Raw genomic sequence first — 11,774 nt, forward strand, 5'->3', positions numbered from 1 at the left:
ACAGCATGCCACGGGGTCACCGCTCGCTGCACGCCGCAGAAGACGTTGGCACGGCCTCCGGTGGAGCCAGCGTGCCCGGCGCCGCCCGGGCGTTACTTCTTGCGTTTGTCTTCTACCTGCCACTTGCCCTCATCAAAGGTGGCTTTCCACCCCGTGGCCTTGCCGTTTTCGTCGGTCATGACGAACTGGGCCTTGTTCTTGCGCGAAAAGCGAATCTGCGCCGGCCGCCCGTCAGGATCTTCGCTGGGCGCGTCGAGAATGAAGCGGTATTTCTCCGGCAGCTCGTCGGCGTGGGCCTTGAGCTCCTTGACCAGAGGCGGGCGCGTCTCGCGGTTCTTGGGGAACTTGCTCGCCGCCAGAAACAGCCCGCTGGCGCCGTCGCGGAGCACATAGTGGTCGTCGACCTTCTGGCAGGCAAGCTCCGGCATGGGAATCGGGTCCATCTTCGGCGGCGCCACCTCGCCGCTGCGCAGCAGCTTGCGGGTGTTCTTGCACTCGCTGTTGGTGCAGCCGAAGTACTTGCCAAAGCGCCCGGACTTGAGCTGCATCTCGTGACCGCACTTGTCGCACTCGATGACCGGCCCGTCGTAGCCCTTGATCTTGAACTTGCCGCTTTCGATCTCGTAGCCGCCGCAGTCGGGGCTGTTACCGCAGATATGCAGCTTGCGCGTCTCGTCGATGAGATAGCTGTCCATGGCGGTTTCGCACCGCGGGCAGCGGCGCTTGGCGCGCAGGGCGTTGGTTTCGGCATCGGCGCCGGCATCGGCGGCGACGGCCTCTTCGCCGGGGATCAGGTCAATGGTGGTCTTGCAGCGCTCCTTGGGCGGCAGGTTATAGCCGCTGCAGCCCAGAAACACCCCGGTAGAGGCGGTACGGATCTGCATGTGGCGCCCGCACTGGGGGCACTCGATATCCGTGGGCACCGGCTGGTTGGGGCGCATGCCGTCTTCGCTTTCGGCCTGGGCCAGCTCGTCGCGGAACTCGTGGTAGAAGGTATCCAGCAGCGCCCGCCAGCTGCGCTCGCCCTCGGCGACGTCGTCCAACCCGTCTTCCATGCGCGCGGTAAAGGAGTAGTCCATGAGATCAGGGAACGACTCCTTGAGCCGCTCGGTGACGATATCGCCGAGCTTTTCGGCGTAGAAGCGGCGGTTTTCCAGCTTGACGTAGCCGCGGTCCTGGATCGTCGAGATAATCGCCGCGTAGGTCGACGGCCGGCCGATACCCTGCTTCTCCAGCTCCTTGACCAGCGCGGCTTCGGTATAGCGCGCCGGCGGCTTGGTGAAGTGCTGCTGGGGATCCAGGGCGTCGAGGGTCATCGGCGTGCCTTCGGCAAGGTCGGGCAGGCGCTGGTCCTCATTCTTGCCCGAGGGCTTCATGACCCGGGTATAGCCGTCAAACTTCAGCACCCGGCCCTTGGCGCGCAGCTCATAGCCGTCAACGTCAATGCTCAGGGTGCTGGAAAGGTACTCGGCCGGGGTCATCTGACAGGCCACGAACTGGCGCCAAATGAGCTCGTAAAGGCGCTCGGCGTCGCGCTCCATGCTGGCAAGGTCGCCCGCCCGGGTTTCGACGTTGGACGGGCGGATGGCCTCGTGGGCCTCCTGGGCGCTTTCCTTGCTGGCATAGCGGTTGGGCGCTTCCGGCAGGTAGCGCTTGCCGTATTCCTCGCCGATGAAGCCCCGCGCGCTCTCCACCGCGTCGTTGGACAGATTGGTGGAGTCGGTACGCATATAGGTGATGTAGCCCGCCTCGTAAAGACGCTGGGCCATGGTCATGGTCTTTTTCACCGAAAAGCCCAGCCGCCCGCTTGCCGCCTGCTGCAGCGTCGAGGTGATAAAGGGGGCGTTGGGCTTTGAGCGCGTGGGCTTGTCTTCCCGGGCGGTAATCGCCAGGTCAGCGCCTTTCAGCCCGGCAATGCGCTCGAGGGTCTCGGCTTCGGCGGTGGGGCGAAACGCCTGGCCGTTCTGGCGCGCCAGCACAAAGCGCACGGCCTCGCCCTCGGGCGTAACCAGGTCGGCGTGAACGTCCCAGAACTCTTCGGGAATAAAGGCGCGGATTTCGCGCTCGCGCTCGACGATCAGCCGCATAGCCACCGACTGCACCCGCCCGGCCGACAGCCCCCGGGCCACCTTGGCCCAGAGCAGCGGCGAGAGCATGAAGCCCACCACGCGGTCGAGAAAGCGCCGCGCCTGCTGGGCCTCCACCCGGGGGATGTTCAGCGAGCCGGGGGCCTTGAACGCGTCCTGGATGGCGTTTTTGGTGATCTCGTTGAACACCACGCGCTTGTAGCGGTCGTCGTCGCCGCCAATGGCCTCGCGCAGGTGCCAGGCAATGGCTTCGCCCTCGCGGTCCAAATCCGTTGCCAGATAGACCGCGTCGGCGTCGGCGGCGAGCTTTTTCAGCTCGGCCACCACCTTTTCCTTGCCCGGCAGCGTTTCGTAATGCGCCTCCCAGCCGTTATCCGGATCAATGCCCATGCGCCGAATCAGCTGGGTATGCGCCTTGCGCTTTTTATGCGCCGCCTTTTCTTCTGCGGACATCTTGCGGGTCAACGCCGCCTGACGCGCCCGCTCCTTGGGGTCCACAGCGGTTTTACTCGAGCCGCTGGTCGGCAGGTCACGGATATGACCCACGCTCGACTTGACGATGAAATCGCGGCCGAGATATTTGTTGATCGTTTTCGCCTTGGCCGGCGACTCAACGATGACCAGTGACTTGCCCATAGTGCTCCACTTAAATGCTGTGCCGACAAAAAACGGCAGTTGAACAGGCGTATCGCGCTGTCTGGCACTTTTTGCGCGAGTGAAAAAATGCGCCTACCCTAACCCACGCCCAACAGAAGCGCTAGCCCGGCCAGAGCTATCCAGGGCTCTCGCCGCTGGAAATATCCTGCGCGCCGCTAACCATGTTACATTGGGCGTATTTACCGACGCATCCATTGACGTGCTGACGCCCCACGAGATCCGGTGGCATGGCCCGTCATCGCACAGTAGAGGCTCTTTCAGTCATGAGCAACGATACCTTGCAGCGCGTGCAAAGCGGCGAAAAATTTCGCAACGATCGCGGCATGTCAGTCATCAAGGACGGGATCAAGCAGCGCAAGGCGGCGGTGGAAGCCGAGCCCGATGCCTCGCTCGAGCGCAAGCCCAAGTGGCTGCGCGCCCGCATCCCCGGCGGCGAACGCTTTGAGGCGGTGAAGAAAAACGTCGCCAAGCACGGCCTGAGCACCGTCTGCGCCGAGTCCCACTGCCCCAACCTGGGCGAGTGCTGGAGCAACGGTACCGCCACCATCATGCTCATGGGGTCGGTATGCACCCGCGCCTGCCGCTTCTGCGCGGTGGATACCGGCAACCCCCAGGGCTGGCTGGACAAGGACGAGCCCGCCAACACCGCCAACTCGGTGGAGCTGATGGGGCTGCGCTATATCGTTTTGACCTCGGTGGACCGCGACGATCTTGACGACGGCGGCGCCGGCCACTACGCCAGCTGCATCAGCGCGATCAAGGAGCGCACCCCCGAGGTGGTGGTCGAGGCCCTGACCCCGGACTTCGACGCCGATCCCGCCGCCATCGAGCGGGTGGTGGACTCGGGCCTTGAAGTATTTGCCCAGAACGTCGAAACCGTCGAGCGCCTGACCTCCCGGGTGCGCGACCCCCGCGCCGGCTACCGCAAGACGCTGGACGTGCTGGCCCACGCCAAGCGCTACCGCCCGCAGACCATCACCAAGACCAGCATCATGCTGGGGCTTGGCGAGACCGACGAGGAAATCCTGCAGACGTTCGACGACCTGCGCGAGATCGGCGTGGACATCGTCACTCTTGGCCAGTACCTGCGCCCGACGAAAAACCACCTGCCGGTGGAGCGCTGGGTCACCCCGGAAGAGTTCGAGAACTATCGCCAGCTGGGGCTTGCCAAGGGCTTCATGGAAGTGCCCTCCGGCCCGCTGGTGCGCTCGAGCTACCGCGCCGACCGGGTGTTCGAGAAAAACAACCTGGGGCTTGCCTCTCCCGCCGCGGTGCCCGGCCAGGAAACCGGCGGCGACGATAACCTGATTCCGGTACAGAGCGTCAGCTAAGCCGCCCGCTACGTACGCACAGCTCGCACTCACAAAACACGCACGCACAAAAAAGCCGCCGTATCCACGGCGGCTTTTTTCATCCATGACGCCATGCGTTAGCGCTAGACGTTATAACGATACGGGGCGTTATTTACACACGGGTGCCAGCTCGCGTCCGATGCGCGCCGCCAGCGCCCGGGCCAGCTGCTCACCGACGCTTTCCACGCTCATCTTTTCCCCGTGTTCCACATCTTCCCTGTGCTCGATCAGCGAAGCCAGCCGCGCCATGGGCATGCCGGCATGGCCGCAGGGGTTGATGCGCGAGAACGGCGCCAGGTCGCCGTCGACGTTCAGCGCCACGCCGTGGTAGCTCGATCCGCGACGGATGCGCAGACCCAGCGAGGCAATCTTGGCCTCTTCCCCACTGTCGAGGATTACGTAAACCCCCGGGGCATCGGGTCGCGCACGCGCGGCAACGGCATATTCTGCCAGCACGTCGATCACCGCGTTTTCCATGGCCGTCACCAGCGCCCGCACGCCAAGCCCTGCCCGGCGCACGTCGATCAGCGGGTACAGCACCACCTGGCCGGGGCCGTGGTAAGTGACCTGGCCGCCGCGGTCGGTCTGGACCACGGGGATATCCCCGGGCATCAGCACGTGCTCGGGCCTGCCCGCCTGGCCCTGGGTAAACACCGGCTCGTGCTCGACCAGCCAGAACTGATCCGCCGCTTGGGCATCCCGGGTCTCGGTCAGCTCGCGCATCGCCTGCCACACGGGCAGGTACGGACGCCGCCCCAGACAATGCAGCTCGATCGCCACCGGAGCGCCCACGCTACACCACCATATGCACGCGGCCGGTGGCCTTGAGCTCCTCGAACAGCGCCTTCAGCTGCGCCTCGCCGGTGGCCCGAATGCTCAGGCGCACCGACTGAAAGCGGCCGTTGCGGCTGTCGATCACCCGGATGTCGGCGGCGTTGAAGTCCGGCGCATGGCGCTTGATCACCGCGCACACAGCGGCGGCAAAATCCTCCGCTGCATCGCCGACCACCTTGATCGGATAGTCACACGGAAACGTGATCTCGGGCGCTTTCTGCGTCGCGGTCTCGCGCATATCGCGAAACGCCCGGTTGCTGCCTGACTGCATGTCTCCCCCTGCTTGCTCATCGTGAACGTCCGGGCGGACGGGCCGCCCCAAAGGCTCAGTCGGTAAAGCGGCTCAGCAGGCCGCTGAAGAAGCGCTTGACCTGGTCCATCAGGCGTTTGAAAAACCCGCCTTCCTCGACGTCTTCAAGGGCGACCATGGCGCGCGTACCGACGACCTTGTCGCCCAGGGTCACCTCGAGCGTACCCACTTCATCACCCATGGCAATGGGGGCGCTTAAGTCATGTTCCAGGTTCAGCCGGGCGCGCAGCTCCTCGCTGCGGTTGCGCGGCAGGGTCATGTTGACTTCGCTGTCCACGCCCACGCGCACCTTGTCGATCTCGCCGCCCCAGACCCGGGGCGAGGCCAGCACCGCGCCGCGCTCGTACAGATGCTTGGTTTCATAAAAGCGAAAGCCGTAGCTCAAAAGCTTCTGGGTTTCCTGAACCCGGGCCTCTTCCGACTTGGTGCCCATGACCACCGCGATCAGGCGCATGTCCTCGCGCTTGGCCGAGGACACCAGGCAGTACCCGGCGGCGTCGGTCCAGCCGGTCTTCAGCCCGTCGGCCGACGGGTCGCGCCACAGCAGGCGGTTGCGGTTGGGCTGCTCGATCCCGCCGTAGGTAAAGCTGCGCTCGGAGTACATTTTATAGTGCTCCGGATAGTCATTGACGATGTGGCGGGTCAGCCGCGCCAGATCATGCGCGCTGGAATAGTGCCCTTCCACCGGTAGCCCAGTGGCGTTTTTGAAATGGGTGTTCTCCATGTCCAGGCGGGAGGCGTGCTGGTTCATCAGATCGGCGAACTGTGCCTCGCCGCCGGCCAGGTGCTCCGCCATGGCAACGCTTGCGTCGTTGCCCGAGACGATGACGATGCCGTGCAGGAGCTTTTCCACGGGCACCTGATTGCCCACTTCGATGAACATCTTCGAGCCGCCGGTACGCCAGGCCTTTTCGCTGACGTTGACTTTATCATCGGGCTCGATGGAGCCCTGGTTGAGCTCGCGCTCGACCAGATACGCGGTCATCAGCTTGGTCAGGCTCGCCGGCGGCAGACGCTTGTCGGCGTTTTGCCGGGCGAGAATATGGCCGCTGTTGGCATCCATCAAAATCCACGAGCTGGCGGCCAGCTGCGGCGCGGCGGGAATGAGGGTCTGCGGTTGCGGCACCGCCTGGGCGCTGGCCGACACCGGCGCCAGGGTCACCACAGCCGCCGCCACCAGGCCAAGCGCCGCCGCCCGCAGGCGGCGCACCAGGCGCCCGGAGGGGGCGGCGGAAGAAGAGTCTGCGAACAACGCTTTCATCACATGATTTCTCTTTTGAAACATTCAATAACGGCAAGGCGCGCACTATACGCCGCTTGCGTCCGGGGCGCATTATCGCACGATAAACGCCCGGGGAAAGCCCGCCCGGCGCAGCGCATCGCGAAGCGCGCTCTCATCGTTCCCGGCGGTGACCGGCCCAACCTGGACCCGGTAAATACCGTCGCCCCGGGCAATGCGTACGTCCTCCCCAAGCTCGCCTTCCAGGCGGCGCTTGAGCTTTTGCGCCCCCGGGCGGCTTTCCAGCGCCGCCACCTGCCAGTAGGCGCCGCTCCCCGCGGCCGCCGGCCCGGCACTATCGGCCTGGGCCTGCCTTGCCGGCGACCGTTTGGCCGGCGCTGGCTGGCTCGACGCCTTTTTCGCCGTTGCCTTATTCGCTGCTGCCTCGGGCGCGGCCTTTCCTTGCTGCGCGAGCCACTGTTTGGGGTCGATGGCCTCTACCCTGACCCTTCCGGTGCCGTCATCGGTGATCCCAAGCCTTGAGGCCGCCGCGTAAGACAGGTCGATGACGCGCTCACTGTGAAACGGCCCGCGGTCGTTGACCCGCACGATCACGGACTTGTCCGCCCCCTCCCGCGTTACTCGGGCAAACGTCGGCAGCGGCAGCGAGCGGTGGGCCGCGCTCATCCGGTACATGTCGTAGATCTCGCCGCTGGACGTGGCGTAGCCGTGAAATTTCTTGCCGTACCAGGAGGCGGTACCGGTTTTGCTGTAGCCCCGGGCATCGGGCAGCACCCGATAGTTTTTACCCCACACCGTGTAGCTTGAGCGGTTACCCACCTGGGAGCGCGGCTCGACGCGCGGCACGGCATCGGGAACGTCGGAGACGTCCGGCGGGTCCAGCGGGTAGGCGTCGGCGCTCATGGCGTAGCGCCCGCCGCTATCGGCCTTGGCGCTCTTGTCGGCAGCGGCCGCCGCGCTTTTGCCGGCCTCGTCCGATGCGGAGCGCGAGCTCTGGCCGGCGCAGCCGGCAAGCGTCAGCAGCGCACAGGCAATACCGGCGCACACAAGAAGCCTGGGGGGCACGGCCGCGGGCCATACGGCGAAGCGTAGTACGGCAAAGCGTGATCTCATGCCGGGTCCTCGTCCTGATGGGATGACTGGGCGTCAGCGGCAATGGCCCGGGCAAGCTCGGCCACTGCCATGGCGTAAAGGTGACTGTGGTTATAGCGCGTGATCACGTAGAAATTGTATCCACCCAGCCGGTACGTGGCCGACCCCTCCTCGGCGGCCAGGCGCAGCGGCACGACCGGCGCCTGGGCGTTATCGGCCAGGCTTTCAAGCGTACGCCCCAACGGGTAGACGCCGGCCGCAACGGCCTCGCCAAGCGTGGTTTCCGGGCGCGACGTCTGATTCAATGCCAGGCCCTCGGGGGGCGCCTCTGGCCCCAGCGCCGGCTGGTAGACGGCTTCGCCCCGGCGCCAGCCGTGCTCGGCAAAGTAGTTGGCGACGCTGCCGATGGCATCTGCCGGGTTATGCCAGAGATCGCGCTGACCGTCGTCGTCAAAGTCGATGGCGTAGGCGTCATAGCTGGTGGGGATAAACTGCGGGTAGCCCATGGCGCCGGCGTAGGAGCCGAGCAGGCTTTGCGGGTCCATGTCCTGCTCGTAGGCCAGGCGCAGAAACGCCGCCAGCTCACCGCGAAAGAAGTCGCCGCGCTCGGGGTGCTCAAACGCCAGCGTGGCCAGCGAATCCAGCACCCGGTGCTCGCCCTTGTGGCGCCCGTAGTAGGTTTCAACGCCGATGATGGCGGTGATAACTTCCGGCGGCACGCCGTAGGTTGCCTGAGCCCGCTCCAGCGCTTCGCGGTGGCGCTCCATGAACCGAGCCCCCTGCTCGATGCGCTCGGCGGTGAAAAATATCGCTCGGTACTCGGGCCACTCCAGATGCCGCTCGACGGCGCCGGACATGGCGTCCAGCACCTCTTCGCTGGCATTGGCCTTGGCCAGCGCCTTTACGAGAAAGTCCCGGGGCAGGCCCTCGTCGCTGAGCTCGTCCACCAGCGCCGCGGCGTCGGAGCCGGTCTTTTCCGGATCAAAGTCCGGGGCGGCGGCGGCAGTAGATGCCGCCCCCAGCAGGCCAAGCGCCAGCAGGGCCGGCATGAGCCACCGCGGCCGGGAGGCTGTCTTCCACATGGTTATCTCCTGAAAACGGCGGATTGTGGCGATAGCGTCGCTATGTCCCGGGCCGGTCAGCGCGGCAGCAGCCGCCGGTGGGCATGGACCGACATGAGAATACCGAACCCCGCCAGCAGGGTCACGCTCGAGGTGCCGCCGTAGCTGATCAGCGGTAGCGGCACCCCCACCACGGGCAGAATGCCGCTGACCATGCCGACGTTGACGAACACGTAAATGAAAAACGTCAGGATGACGCTGCCGGCCACCAGCCGGCCGAAGGTATCCTGAACGGCGGCGGCCAGCCACAGCCCCCGGCACACAATGACAAAATACAGCGCCAGCAGCGCGGTCATCCCTACCAGGCCGAACTCTTCGCCCAGCACGGCGACGATAAAGTCGGTGTGGCGCTCGGGCAGAAACTCCAGCTGCGACTGGGTGCCCTCAAACCAGCCCTTGCCCTTAAGGCCGCCGCTGCCGATGGCCGTGGTCGACTGGATGATGTTCCAGCCGGACCCCAGCGGATCGCTTTCGGGGTTCAAAAACGTCAGCACCCGCTGGCGCTGGTAGTTTTGCAGATTGATCCATAAAAGCGGCAGCGCGGCCCCGGCCAGCAGCAGGAAAAAGCCAATCAGCCGCCAGGAAAGCCCCGCCAGCAGCACCACGATCAGCGCCGCGCTGGTAACCAGCAGCGACGTGCCCAGGTCCGGCTGCATGGCGATGAGCACCACCGGCAGGCCGATCAATACGGCGGCGACGAACAGGTGGGGCAGGCGCGGCGGAAGGCCGGTGCGGCTTAAGTAGGCCGCCACCATCAGCGGGGTGGCAAGCTTCATCATTTCCGAGGGCTGAAAGCGCACGACGCCGGGGATTTCCAGCCAGCGCTGGGCGCCCATGCCGATATCCCCCACTAGCTCCACCGCAATCAGCATCACCACGCCCAGCCCGTAGGCCAACGGCGCCCAGCGATAAAAGGTGGCGGGCGGAAACTGCGCCAGCACCGCCATGACGGCAAACGCCACGACAAAGCGCAGGGCCTGCCCGGCGACCATGTCGGCGTGCCGGCCCGAGGCGCTGTACAGCACCAGGAGCCCGGCGCCCACCAGCGCCAGCAGCAGGACGAGCAGCCAGGGGTCCAGGTGCAGATTTTGCCACAGGCTCTTGCGCCGGGACATGCCGCTGTCCGGCGGGCGAACGGGGTAGCGGTTGAGCAAGCGTGAAAGCGTCGTCCAGGGCATGGCTAATCGTCCTCGCTGGGCATGTGGCCCTCATCGAGCAGCCAGGCATCGGTCATCGCCCGGGCCAGGTGGGCGGCGTGGGTACTGCCGCCGCCGGCATTTTCGACGATGACCGCCACGGCGATCTGGGGATCCTCGACCGGGGCAAAGGCAATGAACAGCGCGTGGTCGCGCAGTCGCTCGGCCAGCTCCTCGGCGTTATAGCGTTCGTCCCGGCCCAGCGAAAACACCTGGGCCGTCCCCGACTTGCCCGCCATGCGGTACTCAAGCCCCTTGCCGGTACGCCGGGCGGTGCCCTCGTGGCCGCTGAGGACTTTTTCCATGCCGCTGAACACCGTGTCCCAGCCGCTCGGGTTGGGCAGGTCAATGTCGTCGGGCGTGCCGGGGAGCTCGTCGGGCAGCGGCTCGTCGCCGACCTTGCTCGCCAGGTGCGGTTTCACCCAGTCGCCTTTGTTGGCAAGCGTGGCCGTGGCCGTAGCGAGCTGCAGTGGGGTCAGCTGCAAGTAGCCCTGGCCGATGCCCACCGAGAGCGTCTCGCCGGGGTACCAGGACTGGTTGTAGCGCTCGCGTTTCCACTCCCGGGACGGCAAAAGGCCGCTGCTTTCACCCTGGACGTCGTGGCCTACGCGCTGCCCCATGCCGAACGCTCCCAGCTGGCGCTCGAGCCTGTCGATGCCCAGATCGTGGGCCAGCGAGTAATAGTACGTGTTGTTGGACACCGCCAGCGAGCGCTCCATGTCGACCCGGCCGTGCCCCCAGCGCAGCCAGTTACGGTAGCGGCGCGAGTCGTTGGGCAGCTTAAAATAGCCCGGATCGTTGATGGTCTTGTTCGGCGTGATTACGCCTTCGCGCAGCCCGGCAACGGCGACAAAGGGCTTGATCGTCGATCCCGTGGGGTAGCGCCCGCGAATCGCGCGGTTAAACAGCGGCAGGTCGATGTCCTGCTGCAGCGCCTGGTAGGAGGCAACGTCGATCCCGGTCACAAAGCGGTTGCTGTCAAATCCGGGCGTTGATGCCAGCGCCAGGATGTCGCCGCTGTCGGGCTGGATAGCAACGATCGAGCCGCGCCGGCCGTCCAGCAGGTCGAACGCCAGCTGCTGCATGCCCGTATCCAGGGTCAGCGTGAGGTTTTTCCCCGGCACCGGGTCCTGGCGGCCCAGCTCGCGCAGCACCCGGCCTCGGGCGTTGGTTTCCACCTTGCGCAGCCCCGCCTGGCCGTGCAGCTGCTGTTCGTAAAATCGCTCGATGCCGGTCTTGCCGATAAAGTGCGTGCCGGCATAGCGCCCGGTATCCAGGTTCTTGAGCTCTTCGGCGTTGATCCGCCCGACGTAGCCAAGCGCGTGGGACATGATGTGGGCATGAGGGTAGTAGCGCAGCAGCTGGGCCTCGACTTCCACGCCGGGCAACCGGTGGCGGTTGACCGCCAGCCGGGCGATCTGCTCCTGGGTCAGATCGCTCATCAACAGCGCCGGCTGAAAGGGCCGCTGGCGCTGGCGCGAGCGCTTCTTGAACGCCTCGACGTCGTCGTCGGAAAGCTCCAGCAGCGTGACCAGCCGCTCGAGGGTCCGGTCCAGATCGTCGACCCGCTCGCGCACCATGGTCAGGTTATAGGTCGGGCGGTTTTCGGCCAGCAGCACGCCGTTGCGGTCGTACACCAGTCCCCGGGTCGGCGGCAGCGGCTCCACGCGCACGCGGTTGCTCTCCGAGCGGGTGCTGTACTTGTCGTGCTCGACGACCTGCAAGTAGACCAGCCGGCCGACCAGCAGCGAGGTCAGCGCGATCACCACCACCAGTGCCAGCAGCGCCCGCCGGCGAAAGATCCGCAGCTCCTGCTCGGTATTTTTCAGCGTATCAAGGCGCGGTGGCATGGCAGCGGCTAACGGTTACATGAAGGCAAAACAAT

Annotated in this window: 9 protein-coding genes; 1 reads left to right on the top strand and 8 read right to left on the bottom strand. The window is 65.6% G+C overall.

The window, feature by feature from the left end:
- Nucleotides 1-92: 92 nt before the first annotated feature.
- A complete protein-coding gene (gene topA, locus ACZ46Y_RS09025) occupies nucleotides 93-2,723 on the bottom strand; it encodes a type I DNA topoisomerase (protein WP_311953380.1) in 2,631 nt (876 codons plus the stop codon).
- A 284-nt stretch (nucleotides 2,724-3,007) separates the two neighbouring features.
- On the opposite strand from topA, the gene lipA reads away from it, so the two are divergent.
- Nucleotides 3,008-4,075, top strand: a complete 1,068-nt coding sequence (gene lipA / locus ACZ46Y_RS09030; protein WP_311953382.1) for a lipoyl synthase — start codon at nucleotides 3,008-3,010, stop codon at nucleotides 4,073-4,075.
- A 129-nt stretch (nucleotides 4,076-4,204) separates the two neighbouring features.
- Here lipA and lipB read toward each other — a convergent pair whose 3' ends face one another.
- The 7 genes from lipB to mrdA all read right to left on the bottom strand — a co-directional run bounded on the left by lipB (nucleotide 4,205) and on the right by mrdA (nucleotide 11,739).
- Entirely contained in the window at nucleotides 4,205-4,888 is a 684-nt protein-coding gene (gene lipB, locus ACZ46Y_RS09035) for a lipoyl(octanoyl) transferase LipB (protein ID WP_311953384.1), read from the bottom strand.
- A gap of 1 nt (nucleotide 4,889) precedes the next feature.
- A complete protein-coding gene (locus ACZ46Y_RS09040) occupies nucleotides 4,890-5,201 on the bottom strand; it encodes an HP0495 family protein (protein ID WP_311953386.1) in 312 nt (103 codons plus the stop codon).
- A 55-nt stretch (nucleotides 5,202-5,256) separates the two neighbouring features.
- Complete coding sequence (locus ACZ46Y_RS09045; protein ID WP_311953389.1) at nucleotides 5,257-6,501, bottom strand: D-alanyl-D-alanine carboxypeptidase family protein; 1,245 nt, start codon at nucleotides 6,499-6,501, stop codon at nucleotides 5,257-5,259.
- Nucleotides 6,502-6,573: 72 nt separating this feature from the next.
- Nucleotides 6,574-7,593, bottom strand: a complete 1,020-nt coding sequence (locus tag ACZ46Y_RS09050) for a septal ring lytic transglycosylase RlpA family protein (protein WP_311953392.1) — start codon at nucleotides 7,591-7,593, stop codon at nucleotides 6,574-6,576.
- Nucleotides 7,590-8,654, bottom strand: coding sequence for a lytic murein transglycosylase B (gene mltB / locus ACZ46Y_RS09055; RefSeq protein WP_311953394.1), 1,065 nt, complete (start codon nucleotides 8,652-8,654; stop codon nucleotides 7,590-7,592). Before mltB ends, ACZ46Y_RS09050 begins: the two co-directional genes overlap by 4 nt.
- A gap of 56 nt (nucleotides 8,655-8,710) precedes the next feature.
- Nucleotides 8,711-9,871, bottom strand: a complete 1,161-nt coding sequence (gene rodA / locus ACZ46Y_RS09060; RefSeq protein ID WP_311953397.1) for a rod shape-determining protein RodA — start codon at nucleotides 9,869-9,871, stop codon at nucleotides 8,711-8,713.
- Between the two features lie 2 nt (nucleotides 9,872-9,873).
- Nucleotides 9,874-11,739 (bottom strand): penicillin-binding protein 2, encoded by a 1,866-nt coding sequence (gene mrdA / locus ACZ46Y_RS09065; RefSeq protein ID WP_311953400.1) that lies wholly within the window; start codon nucleotides 11,737-11,739, stop codon nucleotides 9,874-9,876.
- Nucleotides 11,740-11,774: the final 35 nt, after the last annotated feature.

Source organism: Halomonas garicola (assembly GCF_055382465.1).